General features: G+C 67.6%; 15 protein-coding genes. 7 read left to right on the top strand and 8 right to left on the bottom strand.

Going from position 1 to position 16,356, the window contains the following annotated elements; genetic code table 11:
- Positions 1 to 64 precede the first annotated feature (64 nt).
- Positions 65 to 1,429, top strand: a complete 1,365-nt coding sequence (locus V5F63_RS18780; RefSeq protein ID WP_394100637.1) for an 8-oxoguanine deaminase — start codon at positions 65 to 67, stop codon at positions 1,427 to 1,429.
- Positions 1,430 to 1,515: 86 nt separating this feature from the next.
- Entirely contained in the window at positions 1,516 to 2,298 is a 783-nt protein-coding gene (locus tag V5F63_RS18775) for a hypothetical protein (protein ID WP_394100638.1), read from the top strand.
- Positions 2,299 to 2,300: 2 nt separating this feature from the next.
- On the opposite strand, the gene uvrB is transcribed toward V5F63_RS18775, so the two are convergent.
- Both uvrB and V5F63_RS18765 read right to left on the bottom strand, forming a co-directional pair.
- Complete coding sequence (uvrB, locus tag V5F63_RS18770) at positions 2,301 to 4,949, bottom strand: excinuclease ABC subunit UvrB (RefSeq protein WP_394100639.1); 2,649 nt, start codon at positions 4,947 to 4,949, stop codon at positions 2,301 to 2,303.
- Between the two features lie 58 nt (positions 4,950 to 5,007).
- Positions 5,008 to 5,652 carry a hypothetical protein gene (locus V5F63_RS18765; RefSeq protein ID WP_394100640.1) on the bottom strand — a complete coding sequence of 215 codons (645 nt, stop codon included), beginning with the start codon at positions 5,650 to 5,652 and terminating at the stop codon, positions 5,008 to 5,010.
- Positions 5,653 to 5,812: 160 nt separating this feature from the next.
- Between V5F63_RS18765 and V5F63_RS18760 the strand changes: the two genes are divergently transcribed.
- Positions 5,813 to 6,175: a DMT family protein gene (locus tag V5F63_RS18760; protein ID WP_394100641.1), complete on the top strand. Its 363-nt coding sequence runs from the start codon at positions 5,813 to 5,815 to the stop codon at positions 6,173 to 6,175.
- A 57-nt stretch (positions 6,176 to 6,232) separates the two neighbouring features.
- On the opposite strand, the gene V5F63_RS18755 is transcribed toward V5F63_RS18760, so the two are convergent.
- From V5F63_RS18755 to V5F63_RS18740, 4 genes are all read right to left on the bottom strand, one after another.
- Positions 6,233 to 6,928, bottom strand: coding sequence for a class I SAM-dependent methyltransferase (locus V5F63_RS18755; RefSeq protein WP_394100642.1), 696 nt, complete (start codon positions 6,926 to 6,928; stop codon positions 6,233 to 6,235).
- Between the two features lie 34 nt (positions 6,929 to 6,962).
- Positions 6,963 to 7,217, bottom strand: coding sequence for a hypothetical protein (locus tag V5F63_RS18750; RefSeq protein WP_209484870.1), 255 nt, complete (start codon positions 7,215 to 7,217; stop codon positions 6,963 to 6,965).
- 165 nt (positions 7,218 to 7,382) lie between these two features.
- Complete coding sequence (locus V5F63_RS18745) at positions 7,383 to 7,865, bottom strand: hypothetical protein (protein WP_209484869.1); 483 nt, start codon at positions 7,863 to 7,865, stop codon at positions 7,383 to 7,385.
- 272 nt (positions 7,866 to 8,137) lie between these two features.
- Positions 8,138 to 8,842, bottom strand: coding sequence for a hypothetical protein (locus tag V5F63_RS18740; protein ID WP_209484868.1), 705 nt, complete (start codon positions 8,840 to 8,842; stop codon positions 8,138 to 8,140).
- Positions 8,843 to 9,043: 201 nt separating this feature from the next.
- Here V5F63_RS18740 and V5F63_RS18735 point away from each other — a divergent pair, with 201 nt between their 5' ends.
- Positions 9,044 to 10,540 (top strand): MFS transporter, encoded by a 1,497-nt coding sequence (locus V5F63_RS18735; RefSeq protein WP_245327225.1) that lies wholly within the window; start codon positions 9,044 to 9,046, stop codon positions 10,538 to 10,540.
- A 36-nt stretch (positions 10,541 to 10,576) separates the two neighbouring features.
- Here V5F63_RS18735 and V5F63_RS18730 read toward each other — a convergent pair whose 3' ends face one another.
- The gene (locus V5F63_RS18730) at positions 10,577 to 11,128 is read right to left on the bottom strand and encodes a DUF2478 domain-containing protein (RefSeq protein WP_394100643.1); all 552 of its coding nucleotides are present in this window, start codon (positions 11,126 to 11,128) and stop codon (positions 10,577 to 10,579) included.
- Positions 11,129 to 11,326: 198 nt separating this feature from the next.
- Between V5F63_RS18730 and V5F63_RS18725 the strand changes: the two genes are divergently transcribed.
- The gene (locus tag V5F63_RS18725; protein WP_394100644.1) at positions 11,327 to 11,737 is read left to right on the top strand and encodes a DUF930 domain-containing protein; all 411 of its coding nucleotides are present in this window, start codon (positions 11,327 to 11,329) and stop codon (positions 11,735 to 11,737) included.
- Positions 11,738 to 11,766: 29 nt separating this feature from the next.
- Positions 11,767 to 12,042: a hypothetical protein gene (locus V5F63_RS18720; RefSeq protein WP_394100645.1), complete on the top strand. Its 276-nt coding sequence runs from the start codon at positions 11,767 to 11,769 to the stop codon at positions 12,040 to 12,042.
- A gap of 7 nt (positions 12,043 to 12,049) precedes the next feature.
- Here the strand turns inward: V5F63_RS18720 and V5F63_RS18715 are convergent, their stop codons facing one another.
- Complete coding sequence (locus V5F63_RS18715) at positions 12,050 to 12,496, bottom strand: GtrA family protein (RefSeq protein WP_209484865.1); 447 nt, start codon at positions 12,494 to 12,496, stop codon at positions 12,050 to 12,052.
- 394 nt (positions 12,497 to 12,890) lie between these two features.
- Between V5F63_RS18715 and carB the strand changes: the two genes are divergently transcribed.
- Positions 12,891 to 16,265 (top strand): carbamoyl-phosphate synthase large subunit, encoded by a 3,375-nt coding sequence (carB, locus tag V5F63_RS18710; protein ID WP_209484862.1) that lies wholly within the window; start codon positions 12,891 to 12,893, stop codon positions 16,263 to 16,265.
- Positions 16,266 to 16,356: the final 91 nt, after the last annotated feature.

Raw genomic sequence — 16,356 nt, 5'->3', positions numbered from 1 at the left:
TTCTTCTCCCGAAGCAACCTAGGATCGGATGGCCGCAGCATGCGGCGCCCGAACCGGAGTTCCCATGGCCTCGACGCTTCTCGCCCGCAACGCCCTCGTGCTCGTGACCATGGACGGCGAACGGCGCGAGATCGCGGGCGGCGGGCTCTATGCGGAAGACGGGCGCATCGTTGCGGTGGGCCGGACGCAGGATTTGCCGGCGAGCGCCGACGAGGTGATCGACCTGTCCGGCCATGTGGTGATGCCCGGCATGGTCAACACCCACCACCACATGGTGCAGAGCCTGACCCGCGCGGTGCCGCGGGCGCAGGATGGCGAACTCTTCACCTGGCTGAAATCGCTCTATCCGCTGTGGGCGGGCCTGACCGGCGAGATGGTGGAGGCGGCGACGGAAACCGCCATGGCGGAGCTGATCCTCTCCGGCTGCACCACCTCCTCGGACCACCTCTACATCTATCCCAACGGCGCGCGGCTCGACGATTCCATCCGGGCGGCGCGGCGGATCGGCATGCGCTTCCACGCGGCGCGGGGCGCCATGACCATCGGCGAGAGCAAGGGCGGCCTGCCGCCCGACCGGGTGGTGGAGGACGAGGACTTCGTGATGCAGGACGCCGAGCGGCTCATCGGCACCTATCACGACCCCGACCGCTACTCCATGCTGCGCATCGTGCTCGCGCCCTGCTCGCCCTTCACGGTCAGCCGGGACTTCATGCTGGAGACGCTGAAGCTCGGCCGCGACAACAACCTGACGCTCCACACCCACCTCGCCGAAAATGACAGCGACGTCGCCTTCTCGGAAAAAACCTTCGGCATGGGGCCGACCGAATATGTGCGCTCGCTCGGCTGGGTGGGACCGGACGTGTGGCACGCCCACTGCGTGAAGCTGGACGACGACGGCATCGCCCTGTTCGCCAAGACCGGCACCGGCGTCGCCCATTGCCCCTGCTCCAACATGCGCCTCGCCTCCGGCATCGCGCCGGTGAAGCGCTTCCTCGCCGAGGGGATAAGGGTGGGCCTCGGGGTGGACGGCTCCGCCTCCAACGACAGCGGCCACATGCTGAACGAGGCGCGGCAGGCCATGCTGCTGCAGCGCGTCGCCCATGGCCCCGACGCCATGAGCGCGCGCACGGCGCTGGAGATGGCCACCCTTGGCGGCGCCCGGGTGCTTGGCCGCGACGACATCGGCGCGCTCGCCCCCGGCATGGCGGCGGATTTCATCGCCTTCGACATGGCGCGCCTCGCCTATGCGGGGGCGCTGCATGATCCGGTGGCGGCGCTCATCTTCTGCCAGTCGCAGAATGTGTCGCTCAGCGTCATCAACGGGCAGGTGGTGGTGCGCGACGGGCGCCTCCTCACCATCGACCTTGACGCTACGGTGGCGCGGCACAACGCCATGGCCGCCGAACTGGCGCGTCTGGCTTCAGCTTGATAAGACGACGCGCGGCGGCTGGCGGCCCGCCGTAACGGTGCCGGGAACGGCGCTGGCGTTTCCAGGAAGACCGTCCGGAGTTGACGATGGGCAAACGCATCGTCGCGGTGCGCTACAGTCCCGACTGGCTCGCCCTGACCGACGACGACACCCGCACGTTCCTGCGCCGCCACGGCATCGACGAGAATCTGCTGGTGGACTTCATGGGGCTGTGGGACCGGCACCTGAAGGTGGACTATCGCAGCTTCCGCCACGAGATCGCGAAGCTCTCCCGGGCGAGCTTCGCCGCGGTGCGGGGCGCCGAGGTGATCCCCCACGCCGTGTTGCGCGAGACGAAGCGCGCTCCCGACGACCTCATCGCCTTCGTGGACGACGACGACTGGCTCTCGCCCGGCCTGTTCGAGGAGCTGGAGAAGGCCTGTCCCCGGCCGCTCAACGGCATCTGGTGGGGCTCGATCCTGGTCGGCCCGCAGCTGACCACCTACGAAGACTCCCAGACCCTCCCGCTGATCGAGCTGCGGCCGCTGGAGCGGGTGATCTACACCAACAATTATGCCGTCACTGGCCGCGCGCTGAACCACCATGGCTATCCGCGCCTGTTCGAGCACTATCACGCGGACCGGCGCTTCGGGAAATTCTGGTGGCCGCCCAAGAAGGTGCCACTTTATCTCTCGGCCGCCTCCAAGCATCCGTGCTCCACGGTCTCGGTGCAGTTCTTCATGGCCCAGCCGCAGTTCCGCGCCGACCCCCGCCGCCATGTGGAGCGCTTCGCCGACCAGCTGGCCGAGGCGGATATCCCCGCCGAATACGGATGGCTGAAGCAGCCCGTGGATGCCGTCGAGGCTCTGGTCCGCCGCGCGCTGGGGTGAGCCTACCCCTTCCGTCGCCCACCCTTGCGATAGCCCTTGGTGCCGGGATCGGGCCGCGGGCCGGGACGGAAGGCGTCCTCCGAGAGCGGGACGGCGCGGTCGGTGCCCGGCCCCATGTCGTCCAGCGATGGTTTGTGGGCACGCGCGGCGGCCGTGCGTGACGCGCCGGCCCTTGGCGAGGACAGGGGCATTTCCGGCGGCGCATAGGGTGCCTGCGCCTCGCCCATCCCTTCGTCGTCGGAGGGCGCCGCCCGGCCCTTGGCGGAGGATTTGCCCCGCCCCCGCGGCAAGAGACGGCCGGCGTCCTCCTTTGGAGGCAGGTTGGCGGCCTTGCCGTACTTGCGCGCGCCCTTGAAGCCGCCGGTGCGGTCGTCCACCGCCTCCTGCCGCGCCAAAGGATCGTCGGAGATGGCGAGTTCGGTGGCCTCCAGCCGGCGGATCTCGTCGCGCAGGCGGGCGGCGGTCTCGAAGTCGAGGTCGGCGGCGGCGGCGCGCATGCGCTTTTCCAGGTCCGCCATGACCGCCTTGAGATTGTGCCCGAACGCGGCCCCGTCCTCCGCGAGCCCCGCGTCCACCTGCACATGGTCGCGCTCGTAGACGGAATTGAGGATGTCGCCGATGGCCTTCTTCACGCTCTCGGGCGTGATGCCGTGCTCGGTATTGTAGGCCACCTGCTTCTCGCGGCGGCGGGAGGTTTCCGCCATGGCCCGCTCCATGGAGCCGGTCACGCGGTCCGCATACAGCACCACCCGCCCGTCCACGTTGCGCGCGGCGCGGCCGATGGTCTGCACCAGCGAGGTTTCCGAGCGCAGGAAGCCTTCCTTGTCCGCATCGAGGATGGCGACGAGCCCGCACTCGGGAATGTCCAGGCCCTCGCGCAAGAGGTTGATGCCGATGAGCACGTCGAACGCGCCGAGGCGCAGGTCGCGGATGATCTCGATGCGCTCGATGGTGTCGATGTCCGAGTGCATGTAGCGCACGCGGATGCCGTTCTCGTGCAGATATTCGGTCAGGTCCTCGGCCATGCGCTTGGTGAGCACGGTGACGAGGGTGCGGTAGCCCTTGGCGGCCACCGCCCGCACCTCGCCGAGGAGGTCGTCCACCTGGGTGCGCGCCGGGCGCACCTCCACCGGCGGGTCGATGAGGCCGGTGGGGCGGATGACCTGCTCCACGAATACGCCGCCGGTCTGGTTCATCTCCCACGGGCCGGGGGTGGCGGAGACGTGGACGGTCTGCGGCCGCATGGCCTCCCATTCCTCGAAGCGGAGCGGGCGGTTGTCCATGCAGCTCGGCAGGCGGAAGCCGTATTCCGCCAGCGTCGCCTTGCGGCGGAAGTCGCCGCGATACATGGCGCCGATCTGCGGCACGGTCACATGGCTCTCGTCGATGAAGACGAGGGCGTTGTCCGGCACATATTCGAACAAGGTGGGCGGCGGCTCGCCGGGCTTGCGGCCGGTGAGCCAGCGCGAATAGTTCTCGATGCCGGCGCAGGAGCCGGTGGCCTCCATCATCTCGAGATCGTAGCGGGTGCGCTGCTCCAGCCGCTGGGCCTCCAGCAGGCGGCCCATCTTGTACAATTCGTCGAGCCGCATCTTCAGCTCGGCCTTGATGCCCGAAATGGCCTGGATGAGCGTCGGGCGCGGGGTGACATAGTGCGAGGCGGCGTAGACGCGCACGCTCTTCATGTCGCCGCTCTTCTGGCCGGTGAGCGGGTCGAACTCGGCGATGCTCTCCACCTCGTCGCCGAACAGGCTCACCCGCCACGCGCGGTCCTCATAATGGGCGGGGAAGATCTCCACGCTGTCGCCGCGCACGCGGAACGTGCCGCGGGCGAAATCCGACTGGATGCGCTTGTATTGCAGGGCCACGAGATCGGCGATGAGGCCGCGCTGGTCGATGCGCTCGCCCACCTTGATGTCGAAGGTCATGGCCGAATAGGTCTCGACCGAGCCGATGCCGTAGATGCACGACACCGAGGCGACGATGATGACGTCGTCCCGCTCCAGCAGCGAGCGGGTCGCCGCATGACGCATGCGGTCGATCTGCTCGTTGATGGAGGATTCCTTCTCGATATACGTATCCGTCCGGGGCACGTAGGCTTCCGGCTGGTAGTAATCGTAGTAGGAGACGAAATACTCCACCGCATTGTCGGGGAAGAAGCTCTTGAACTCCCCATAGAGCTGGGCGGCGAGCGTCTTGTTGGGCGCCAGAACGATGGCCGGGCGCTGCAACTGCTCGATCACCTTGGCCATGGTGAAGGTCTTGCCCGAGCCGGTAACGCCGAGCAGCACCTGGTCGCGCTCCCCCGCCTCGGCCTGCGCGCACAATTCCTTGATGGCCTGCGGCTGGTCGCCAGCGGGCTCAAAATCGCTCTTCATGGTGAAGGCGACGCCACCCTCGGACTTCTCCGGCCGCGGCGGACGGTGCGGCACCCAGGTCTGGCCGTTGACCTCCGGCCGGCCGGTCTCGATCAGCTTGGCCAGCGCCTGCACCGTGGCGGAGGCGCCGGCGGATTCGAAATCGACCGTGAGGTCGCCCGGGTTCAGACCCAGGGACTGCGCAAGCGCGGGATCAAGCGCCTGCTGGGGCGCCGGCTCGAAATGACGCTGCGAACGCTCACCGAGCTTTCCGGGACGGGATGCTTTGGCCATGGGGGGGAATATGGGGCCTCGCCTCCGGAGCCGCAATGCGGCGCCGGAGAGCGGCATATTACCGCTTTATGGTCTCCACGGCACCGACCATCTGCTTGCCGGAGAAACTCATATCAAACTTCCGCTTGATCTCAACCTTAGCCTTCGGCTCGAGCGCCTTAAGCTTCGCTGACAGGTCCGCAGAAAAGCCGCGGTCACCTCGGACTTTCAATTCCACATCTCCAACATATATCGCAAAAATCTGATAAACGGAGCGCCCTCTATTTGCTACATACTCATTATAACACGACGGCCGATTCATGAGTTTGTTAAATACAATGCGAGCTTCCTCCTCCGAGAGAAATTTCTTGACCGTATTTGTCATTTTCAGGTCGTAATAGTCCGAAAGAGATCCTGCCAAGCTCGCAGAAACCACCGACGCTTGAATTCCGGAAATGGTCCCGCTCAGGGAAATTTCCCTCGTTACGCCGAGGTTCGCAACCGTGCTTTCCTCCTGGTAATTGATGGAATTGGCGATGCTCCCCGGCACGTTGCACATCAGCCGCAGATGAACCGGGCTACTGCCACTGAAGCTCAAGTCCGCCGAATAGAGATAGCCCGCCCGCACGTTGGTCTCTGGCGGATTGAGCGGCCGGAAAGTGGCGCATCCCGCGAGGAGCGCGCAGGCTCCCAATGCGCCGAGCACTTTGAAATGCGTAAACATGCGATGCCCCCCAGCATGGATATGTTCACTTAAGGTTGTATTTTTTCATAAAGCAGTCAATGGGTGTGCCGCCGTTGTCCGCGGATGGAGGGCGGCAGGTCTTGGCGCAGGGCATTTCGTGCTAGAGGGCGGACGAGTTGCACGCAGCCGGATGCCCCGTATGCCCTCCCTGACGAACATCCTGCCCCCCCAGATCCTGCCCATCGTCATGCTCGTGGCCTCCAACGTCTTCATGACGTTCGCCTGGTACGGGCACCTCAAGCACAAGTCGGCGCCGCTCGCTCTCGCCATCATCGCGAGCTGGGGCATCGCCTTTTTCGAGTATTGTCTGGCCGTGCCGGCAAACCGCTTCGGCTCCGAGGTGTATTCCACAGCCCAGCTCAAGACGATGCAGGAGGTCATCACCCTCGTCGTCTTCGCCGGCTTCTCGGTGCTTTATCTGAAAGAGCCGCTGGGCTGGAACCACCTTCTGGGCTTCGCCTTCATTTCAGCCGGCGCCTTCTTCATCTTCCACAAATTCTGAACCGGGACGCGCAATCCGGGGGGCGGGAAGGGTCCGGGCTCAGGTGCCCGCCGTGCCTCAGGCCGTGCGTTCGCCGATGAAGGCCATGCGCTGCTGGTTGTGGCCGACATTCGGCCGCACCCGCTGCGCCGCGAGGCCCGCGCTTTCCATCAGGTCGAGGATCTCGTTCTCCTCGTAGGTGGTGAGGCCGAGCTGGGCGCGCAGCTTGCGATAGGGCGAGACGGCGGTGCGGGCGAGGCCGGCGATCGCGGCCAGCAGGAATTTCTCCCGGGCGGCCAGCCTGAGCAGCGCTTCGGCGTCGGCGCGCGCGCTCACATGCGGCGGGATGATGTCGGCGAGCAGCACCCGGCCGCCCGGCGCCAGCAGTCGGTGCCAGTCGCGCATGAGGCTGGTGAGCAGCTCGCGTGAGAGATACTGCGCCACCGAATTGCAGATGATGAGATCGAAGCTGCCGTCCGGCAGGTTTGAGACCTCCTCGGGCGACATCACATCGATGGAGGGGGCGGCGACGAAGCGCCCCTTCAGCCGGTGACGCACGGCCGGGGCGGCATCGCAGAGCACGAGATGGGCGCAGCGCAGCGCCAGCTCGGCCGAGGCGAGGGCGTCGCCGCAGCCGAAGTCCAGCACACGCGCCTCAGGCCCCGGCAGGAACCCCGCGAGATCCGCCGCAACGGCGGCATAATGCACGGCCTTGTGCCGGTCGTTCACATAGATGGCGTGACTGCCGTTCCAGAACGAAATCCAATCGGCCATCAGTGTCTTTCCGAAAGCAAGGCAGCGCGGGTGGTCAGCGCGCGAACTGAATGCCGGCCTCGGTCTCGCCGATGGCCCGGTCCACGAAGTCGATGGCCCGCTCGCGATGGCCGCCCTTGTTGGGCTCCGCCTGCTGCAGGAAGGCGCGCGCCGTGCGCAGCGCCTCGAGCGCCCGCTGCATGTTGGGCTGGTCGGCGACGGCCGACTGGACGAGCCCGGCGGTGGCGAGGCCCGCGGCGAAGGTGAGGGCGAGGGTCGCGGAGCGCAGGACGGCCTTGTTGCGGATCATGGTGTCTCTCACGGTCTCAGGAGCGACGGCGGGTCGGGGCGACGTCCTAGCACGTGCAGGGGAAACGGCACCAGCAACACGGCGCCATCATGGCAGCGCCCCTCGAACGCGAACGCCCCGCCACAGGTTCCGGGCGGGGCGCACGTCACAGGATCGGGAGAGAACTCACCAGCGGCAGTGCAGGCCGCCGTACGGGCCGCGCCAGCAGCCGCCGCCGCCCCAGCGGCCAGGACCGGGACCCCACCAGCGGTGATAGTGCCACCAGTCGATGAACAGGCTGGCGTTGGCGCCCGAGAGGGGCTTGTCCTCGCTGAGGAGCTTGTAGTCGTAGGTCAGCGTATCGCCGGCGAGCACCGGGTTGGAAAGCTCGATCACCGACAGGTTGGGCTCGCCGTTCACCGTCACCGAGAGGGTGGCGTTGGGCGGATCCTTCTGGAAGCTGTCCTTGCCCTCGTTCCAGATCTTGATGAAGGTCGCCGTGGAGGCGTCGCCGGTGATCCGCTCGGGGCGGTCGGCGAACATGATCACCTGCGGCGCCACGCCCTTCAGCGTGATCGTCTTGTCGGTGACGGAGATGGAATCCGCCACCTGCACGAACAGCCACTGGACGCCCTTCAGCTCCTCGATGTTGACGGGCGGGCCGCTCATGCCGCTGGCAGGTCCGCCGGCCAGGGGGGCGCTTGGGGGCGTCCCCTGTGCAAAGGCTCCGCTGACGGCGCAGACCGCCCCCAGCAGTGCTCCTAGGATCAGGCGTTTCATTGGAGTGTCTCCTGCGCACGGTGGGGTCCGCGATGCGCAAAGGCACTCTACAACCGTTGCCGTTCTTGGAACGACGACGGCGCTAGGTCTGCGGTATTTACAGGCGGTTAATCTTAACGCCGTCGCCGCTTTCGCGATAGCAACCGGCGGCGCGGCCCCGGCTAGCGGTAGTTCACCCAGAACACGCCCACGCTGGGGCTGGCGGCCCGGATGGCGGGATCGTTCGAGTTATAGAACTTGGGGCCGGAGATGCGCGCCTGCGCGCCGTCGGATGCGGTGGCGGAGAGCGCAAGCTGCGCGCCGAGCACACAGCCGCCCCCGAGGTTGCCCAGCCGTCCGCCGCGCCAGTCCGCCACCACGCCGCCGCCGTTGCCGCCGAAGCCCTGGATGCGGAACGGCTTGCCGTTGGCCCGCTCGAGGTCGGCGAGGCTGGTGCCGATGCCGACACCATTCACCGTCCACGCCGAGCTTTCGGTGAAGGCCACACGGCGGGGCGCGGCCATGTTGGCCGGATCCTTCCAGGCGATCTCGAGGCTGAGGGCGGGATCGTTGGGCAGGAGGATGATGCCCGGCGCGGTGCTGCCGTCCGGCGACATGATGTTGCCGGTGATGACGTTCGCCTGCCCGAAGTCGGCGGCGATGTTGATGGCGGTCGCGTTGGGCGCGAACGGCCCCGTGCACTCGAACTGGCGCGGGCCGGCGGTGGGCTTGGGGATCGAGACCACCGTTTCCGAATAGTCTCCGAAGGCGTCGGTCTGCTTCACCACGCCCGTGCCCCAGCTGTCCGGATTGCCCTGGCAGGCGGCGAGGGCGAAGCCGGCTGCGAGCGCCGCGAGGGACAAGGCAGTGACGCGGGAAAAAACCATATGAACCTGCGGCGCGGGACGGGATGGGGGGCGCCATGCGCTGGGAGGCCGCCGGAACGGCCGCGCAACACGCGGATGATCGCCTTTCTTAGCCGCTCCCCTGTCCGCCCGCCAGTCCCCGAGGTGGTAGCGGGCCGCCTCTGTCATCGGCAATTCACGCCTCGTCGGCTTTCTGTCACGCTACAGCCGGGGGAGACGTCGATGAACCAAATGCGGGAGCCGAGCGGGCTCGACCACAAGCGGTCGGTGCAGGACTATATCGACGAAACGCCCATCTGGCGTGACGGCACGCAGGTGGCCGCGACGCCCATGACCGCCATGCAGTGGCGTATCTGGTGGCTGGCGGCGGCGGGCAAGTTTTTCGAGGGCCTCGTGGTGTTCATGACGGGCGTGACGCTGCCCCTCATGGCCCGCGAGTTCGACATGGACGCCTTCCAGCACGGCCTCGTGGGCGCCGCGAGCCTCGCCGGCATCCTGGTCGGCGCGCTGCTGCTTGGGGGCCTCGCCGATCAGTTCGGCCGCAAGCTGATGTTCGTGTCGGAGATGGTGATCTTCATCATCTTCCTGGCCCTGCTGGCGGTCAGCCCTTCCTTCGGCTGGACCGTGGTGTTCCTCTTCGGCATCGGCATCGCGCTCGGCTGCGACTATCCCACCGCGCATCTCGTGATTTCCGAAAGCATCCCCTCGGTGGCGCGCGGCCGCCTGGTGCTGAGCGCCTTCGGCTTCCAGGCGGTGGGGGCGCTCACCGGCACGCTGCTCGGCTATCTGGTGCTGTCCAACATCGAGACGGTCTCGGCCTGGCGCCTGATGTATGCGGCGGCCATCCTGCCTGCGGTACTCGTGGCGGTGGCGCGGCTGTTCGTGCCGGAGAGCGCGAGCTGGCTGCTCGCCCATGGCCGGGTGGAAGAGGCCCGGCAGGCGGCGGAGCGCCTGCTGGCCCGTTCTCCGCAATATCCGAAATCCATCGAGCTTGCCCACCGGCACCATGGCCATCCCGGGGCGGCCGGGCACGACCACGGGCACGAGCGCACGCCGGCCGCGCTGTTCAAGACCCCGCACAACCGACGCGCGACCATCCTCGCGGCCGTGCCTTGGTTCCTGCAGGATCTGTCCACCTACGGCATCGGCATCTTCACCCCCACCATCCTCGCGGCGGCCTTCGGGCACCAGGCCGCCACCGGGCGCAACCTGAGCGATCTCGTCTCGGCGGACCTGCTCGCCGCGGAAGGGGCCGCCCTCGTCGATCTCCTGCTGCTCGTCGGCATCTGCGTGGCCGTGGCCCTGTCCGACCGCATCGGCCGCATCCCGCTGCAGATCATCGGATTCATCGGCTGCGCGGCGGGCCTGCTGGTGGCCGCGCTCTCCACCTATTACAGCGGCGACCGCGCCGTCACGATGGTGGTCATCGGCTTCATGCTGTTCAACTTCATGACCAATCTCGGACCCAACGCGCAGACCTACCTCATCGCCGGCGAAGTCTTTCCCACCCGCATCCGCGGCATGGGGGCGGGCTTTGCCGCGGCGTTCGCCAAGATCGGGGCGGTGCTCACCGCTTTCCTCTTCCCCATCCTTCTGGCCGATTTCGGCACGCGGGCGCTGCTGTTCATGCTGATTGGCGCCTCGCTCCTCGGCGCGGTGGTCACATGGTGCTACCGCATCGAGACGCGCGGCCGCAGCCTGGACGAGATCGGCATGTAATCGGGATGTAGGGGGCGGGCTCCGGCGGAGCCCGCCCTATTCCGCCGGTTCGGCGACGCTCACGCCCCACCACGCATCGATGGAGGCCGGCACCGCCGGCCGCAGCTGCGCAAGGTCTCCGGCGAAGCCCTCCCATTCGGCGGTGATGCCGGGCGACACCGAGGTGATGACGCACAATTCGCCCGCCACGGCGGCATGGAAGGCGGCGGTCAGGCCACGGCCCTCGGCCTCCTGCCGGCCGAACTTGGAGAGCACCACCACCGTGTCGGAAAGGTCGCCGCCCTCGGCGAGGCGATCGGCGATGGCTTGCTCCACCCCGGCCGAGGCGGCGGCGAGGCCCGCCGGATCGAGGCTGCACCCGGCGGCGCCGGGGCCGAGATCCTGATGCAGGCGGTTGGTCTCTCCCGAAACGAGGTCGAGCAAAAGCACGTCCTCATGGGCGCAGCCGGGGGTGAGGTGCTCCACCACGCCGAGCACGCGCACGCCCTGCGCGGCAAGGCGCCGCGCCGTTTCCGCCAGCAGAGACTGGATCGCTTCCCGGTTGCCGCCCTGAAGGGCGAGGATCATCGGTCGTTCGTCCCCCGTCATCGCGAACATCCGTCCCGTCTGCATTTGCGGCCCGCCCACCCTGCGTTCCGCCGCTGAAGCTGTATCGCGGACACCATAACACGCGAGGCCACGGGCGGGCGAGCCCCGGTCCGTCCCGAGCCATCGGTTCCGTCCCATCCCCGCCACAGATTCGGCCTAGAGCCGGCGCGGTACCCTGTCTGCGGAGATGCCACCGCCGTGATTCGCCCGCTCTCGCTGCCCCTTATTCTCATAACCGCCGCCATGTCCGTGCCGGCACGCGCCGGCTCGGGCCGGCATGACGACATGATGCTGCATGTGGACCCCGGCACCCGTATCGAGCAGCGGTGCAACGCCCGGGCCATGGGCGAGGTGGGGCGCGAGCACAAGGACATGCGGCCGGAGGAGGTGGTGGCCTATGCCTTCGCCGATCCCAAGCTCGGCGACTTCCGGCACGGCGATGCCGCCATCTCGGCACCCGGCGCGGCCATCCGCAGCCGGGAGCATTGGTATCACCTCTCGTACCGCTGCAAGACCAGCCCGGACGGCATGGATGTGCTAGCCTTCAGCTACACTCTGGGCGCCGAGGTGCCGCGGCAGGACTGGGACGCGCACAGCCTCGTGCCCTGATCCGTCGACTTCCGATCCAAGGACGCACGATGACCGCCGATCCAGAGGCTGAAGCGCCCGCCGCAGGGCGCCCCCGGAAGCGCCAGATCCGCAAGGCGGCCGTGGGCGCCGGGGCGGTTGGGGCGGGCACCGTGGGTGCGGGGGCGCTCGGGGCCGGCTCCATCGGTGCCATCGCCATCGGCGCGCTGGCCTTCGGGGCGCTGGCGGTCGGGGCCGTGGCCATCGGCCGCCTCGCCATCGGCCGCGCCCGCATCCGGCGGCTGGAGATCGATGAACTGATCGTCGGGCGGATCGCCCGCAAATAAGGCGGCCTCAGCCCCGCACGGGGCTGCGGTGGGCGAAGGCCCACACGCGGTAGCCTGTGAAGGTCCACATCATGGTGATGCCCGTGGTGAGGAACTGGGCGAGCAGGTAGAAAATCCCCGCCTCGTGCACGAACAGCCACATCAGCGCTTCGTTCAGCACGAATGCGACCCCGGCCACCACGATGAAGCGCGGCACCGCCCCGGCGTGGGAGCGCGTGGCGTCGAAGGTGAAGCGGCGGTTGAGGATGTAGGACACCATGCCGCCCACGATGAACCCCACCGCCGAGGCCAGCACGGGGCCGACCGCATCCATCTCCACCAATATGGCCAGGGTCGAAAAATGGGCGGCGGCGGCGGTGAGGCCCACGCCGACGAATCGCGCGAACTGGCGGATCAGCGCGTCATGACGCACGCGGTATTCTTTGACCGTCCGGGCGAGGGAGGGCGGCAGCACATGCGTCTCCGGCAGCAATTTCACTGGCCGAGGCGGCGCGGGGCGAACGCCGAACCCCGCGAGGATGTGTAGTCCCGGCGCGGCGTCATCTCGGTGACACGGCTTCCGTCGCCGCAAATTATGGTCTAAGGAAGCCCATCAGCGCCAAGGGCCAGGGATATTGCGCAGGTGTGACATCCGCGCCGCGTCCCGCGCCCGCGCGCAAATCTTGGGAGCAGGCCCCGGCCAAGCTCGTACCTTTCTGGGGCGCGTGACCCGCGGCCCTTTTTTTGCGCCCGGCGGGCGCTAGGAAGGCGCGGGCGCTGCGACGGGGCGGCTCCTGATGGAAACGGATCCCGTTGTCCTCGCCGGCTCAGCGGCGCGGGTGGCGGCGGTCGAGAGCTCAAAGACGGATATGCCGAAACGCACCGATATCGAAACCATCCTCATCATCGGCGCCGGTCCCATCGTGATCGGGCAGGCCTGCGAATTCGACTATTCCGGAACGCAGGCGGTCAAGGCGCTCAAGGAGGAGGGATACCGGGTCGTCCTCGTGAACTCGAATCCCGCGACCATCATGACCGACCCGGACATGGCGGACGCGACCTATATCGAGCCCATCACCGCCGAGATCGTCACCAAGATCATCGAGAAGGAGCGCGGCGACCGCTCCAAGGGCTTCGCGCTGCTACCCACCATGGGCGGCCAGACCGCGCTCAATTGCGCGCTGTCGCTCAAGAAGATGGGCACGCTCGAAAAGTTCGACGTCGAGATGATCGGCGCCACCGCCGAGGCCATCGACAAGGCCGAGGACCGGGAACTCTTCCGCGAGGCCATGACCAAGATCGGCCTCTCGACGCCCAAGTCCCGCCAGATCAAGACCCTGCCCCAGGCGCTCGACGCGCTGGAGGAAGTGGGCCTGCCCGCCATCATCCGCCCGTCCTTCACCATGGGCGGCACCGGCGGCGGCATCGCCTACAACAAGGCCGAGTTCATCGAGATCATCGAGCGCGGCATCGATGCCTCCCCCACCAACGAGGTGCTGGTGGAGGAGAGCGTGCTGGGCTGGAAGGAGTATGAGATGGAGGTTGTCCGCGACAAGGCGGACAATTGCATCATCATCTGCTCCATCGAGAACATCGATCCGATGGGCGTGCACACCGGCGATTCCATCACGGTCGCGCCGGCGCTGACGCTGACCGACAAGGAATACCAGATCATGCGCGACGCATCGCTTGCGGTGCTGCGCGAGATCGGTGTGGAGACCGGCGGCTCCAACGTGCAGTTCGCGGTGAACCCCGAGGACGGCCGGCTCATCGTCATCGAGATGAACCCGCGTGTGTCGCGCTCCTCGGCGCTGGCGTCGAAGGCCACGGGCTTCCCCATCGCCAAGGTCGCCGCGCGCCTCGCCGTCGGCTACACGCTGGACGAGATCGAGAACGACATCACCGGCGGCGCCACCCCGGCCTCCTTCGAGCCCACCATCGACTATGTGGTCACGAAGATCCCGCGCTTCGCCTTCGAGAAGTTCCCCGGCGCCGAGCCGACGCTGACCACCGCCATGAAGTCGGTGGGCGAGGCCATGGCCATCGGCCGCACCTTCCAGGAATCGCTCCAGAAGGCGCTGCGCTCGCTGGAGACCGGCCTGTCCGGTCTCGACGACATCGAGATCGAGGGCCTCGGCCAGGGCGACGACAAGAATGCCGTGCGCGCCGCGCTGGGCACGCCCACCCCCGACCGGCTGCTCTACGTCGCCCAGGCCATGCGCCTCGGCCTCTCCGACGAGCAGATCCACGCCGCCTGCAAGATCGACCCCTGGTTCCTCGCCGAGATCCGCGGCATCGTGGAGATGGAGCAGAAGGTGCGCCGGCTCGGCCTGCCGCAGACGGCCGGCCAGTTCCGCCGCCTGAAGGCCATGGGCTTCTCGGACGCCCGTCTCGCCACCCTCGCCGGCCTCCACGAGGGCGAGGTGCGCGCGCGGCGGCAGGCGCTGGACGTGCGCCCCGCCTACAAGCGCATCGACACCTGCGCGGCCGAGTTCGCCTCGCCCACCGCCTACATGTACTCGACCTACGAGACGCCCTTCGCCGGCAAGCTCGCCGACGAGGCGCAGCCCTCCGACAAGGAGAAGGTCATCATCCTCGGCGGCGGTCCCAACCGCATCGGCCAGGGCATCGAGTTCGACTATTGCTGCTGCCATGCCGCCTTCGCGCTGAAGGAGGCCGGCTATGAAGCCATCATGGTCAACTGCAACCCGGAGACGGTCTCCACCGACTACGACACCTCGGATCGGCTCTATTTCGAGCCTCTGACCGCCGAGGACGTGCTGGAGCTGATCGCGCGCGAGAAGACCCGTGGCACGCTGAAGGGCGTCATCGTCCAGTTCGGCGGCCAGACGCCGCTCAAGCTCGCCAAGGCCCTGGAGGACGCGGAGGTGCCGATCCTCGGCACCTCGCCCGACGCCATCGACCTCGCCGAGGACCGCGACCGGTTCAAGACGCTGCTCGACCGGCTGAAGATCCGCCAGCCGGCCAACGGCATCTCCTACAGCGTGGAGCAGGCCCGCCTCGTCGCGGCGGAGCTGGGCTATCCCATGGTGGTGCGCCCCTCCTACGTGCTGGGCGGCCGGGCCATGCAGATCATCCGCGAGGAGAGCCAGCTCGGCGACTACCTGCTGGAGACCCTGCCGGGCCTCGTGCCGCAGGAGATCAAGGCGCGCTATCCCAACGACAAGACGGGCCAGATCAATACCGTCCTCGGCAAGAACCCGCTTTTGTTCGACCGCTACCTGTCCGACGCCATCGAGGTGGATGTCGACGCGCTGTGTGACGGCAAGGACGTGTTCATCGCCGGCATCATGGAGCACATCGAGGAGGCGGGCATCCATTCGGGTGACAGCGCCTGCACCCTGCCGCCCTATTCGCTCTCGCCCGATACCCTCGCGGCGCTGGAGAAGCAGACCGCGGCCATGGCGCTGGCGCTGGGCGTCGGCGGCCTGATGAACGTGCAGTACGCCATCAAGGGCGACGAGATCTACGTGCTCGAAGTGAACCCCCGCGCCTCGCGCACGGTGCCCTTCGTCGCCAAGGTCATCGGCCTGCCCATCGCCAAGATCGCGGCGCGGGTGATGGCCGGCGAGAAGCTGGCGAGCTTCAACCTCGTGCAGCCCAAGCTCGGCCACATCGCGGTGAAGGAGGCGGTGTTCCCCTTCGCCCGCTTCCCGGGCGTGGACACGGTGCTCGGCCCGGAGATGCGTTCCACCGGCGAGGTGATGGGCCTCGACACCGATTTCGGCGTCGCGTTCGCCAAGAGCCAGCTGGGTGGCGGCACCAAGGTGCCGAAGTCCGGCACCGTGTTCATCTCTCTCAAGGACAGCGACAAGATCCGGATCCTGCCCACCATGAAGATGCTGGTGGATCTGGGCTTCAAGATCATCGCCACCTCCGGCACCCAGCGCTTCCTGGAGGAGCACGGCGTGCCGGCCGCGAAGATCAACAAGGTGCTGGAAGGGCGGCCGCACATCGTCGATGCCATCAAGAACGGGGATGTGCAGCTGGTGTTCAACACCACCGAGGGCGCGCAGGCGCTCGCGGACAGCCGCTCGCTGCGCCGCGCCGCCCTCTTGCAGAAAGTGCCGTATTACACCACGCTATCCGGAGCCATCGCTGCGGCGCAGGGGATCAAGGCCTACGTGGGCGGCGACCTGACGGTGCGTCCGCTGCAGGGCTATTTCGGTGCCGGGGGCGACAGCGCCAGCGTCGGCCCGCGGGGCGAAGCCTCCGTCGCCTGATCCCGAAAGGGAACATCAGCGCGCCCGGTCCGTTGGGCCGGCGCGCACTCGTCGCGGCCGCCCGGCGTCAGGAGACGCAGGGCGGGCGCAT

Origin of the sequence: Xanthobacter wiegelii (genome assembly GCF_043193855.2) — a bacterium.
GTDB classification, from domain to species: domain Bacteria; phylum Pseudomonadota; class Alphaproteobacteria; order Rhizobiales; family Xanthobacteraceae; genus Xanthobacter; species Xanthobacter flavus_A.
The sequence above is the reverse complement of the archived record's forward strand: the minus strand, read 5'-3'. Positions and strand labels throughout refer to the sequence as shown.

Bases quoted from the DNA above. Each gene is read 5' to 3' on its own strand.
- V5F63_RS18760 (WP_394100641.1), top strand. From the start codon at position 5,813: ATGCCCTCCCTGACGAACATCCTGCCCCCCCAGATCCTGCCCATCGTC.
- V5F63_RS18730 (WP_394100643.1), bottom strand. From the start codon at position 11,128: ATGACGGGGGACGAACGACCGATGATCCTCGCCCTTCAGGGCGGCAAC.
- uvrB (WP_394100639.1), bottom strand. From the start codon at position 4,949: ATGGCCAAAGCATCCCGTCCCGGAAAGCTCGGTGAGCGTTCGCAGCGT.
- V5F63_RS18720 (WP_394100645.1), top strand. From the start codon at position 11,767: ATGACCGCCGATCCAGAGGCTGAAGCGCCCGCCGCAGGGCGCCCCCGG.
- V5F63_RS18755 (WP_394100642.1), bottom strand. From the start codon at position 6,928: ATGGCCGATTGGATTTCGTTCTGGAACGGCAGTCACGCCATCTATGTG.
- V5F63_RS18780 (WP_394100637.1), top strand. From the start codon at position 65: ATGGCCTCGACGCTTCTCGCCCGCAACGCCCTCGTGCTCGTGACCATG.
- V5F63_RS18745 (WP_209484869.1), bottom strand. From the start codon at position 7,865: ATGAGCGGCCCGCCCGTCAACATCGAGGAGCTGAAGGGCGTCCAGTGG.
- V5F63_RS18765 (WP_394100640.1), bottom strand. From the start codon at position 5,652: ATGTTTACGCATTTCAAAGTGCTCGGCGCATTGGGAGCCTGCGCGCTC.
- V5F63_RS18750 (WP_209484870.1), bottom strand. From the start codon at position 7,217: ATGATCCGCAACAAGGCCGTCCTGCGCTCCGCGACCCTCGCCCTCACC.
- V5F63_RS18775 (WP_394100638.1), top strand. From the start codon at position 1,516: ATGGGCAAACGCATCGTCGCGGTGCGCTACAGTCCCGACTGGCTCGCC.
- V5F63_RS18740 (WP_209484868.1), bottom strand. From the start codon at position 8,842: ATGGTTTTTTCCCGCGTCACTGCCTTGTCCCTCGCGGCGCTCGCAGCC.
- V5F63_RS18735 (WP_245327225.1), top strand. From the start codon at position 9,044: ATGAACCAAATGCGGGAGCCGAGCGGGCTCGACCACAAGCGGTCGGTG.
- carB (WP_209484862.1), top strand. From the start codon at position 12,891: ATGCCGAAACGCACCGATATCGAAACCATCCTCATCATCGGCGCCGGT.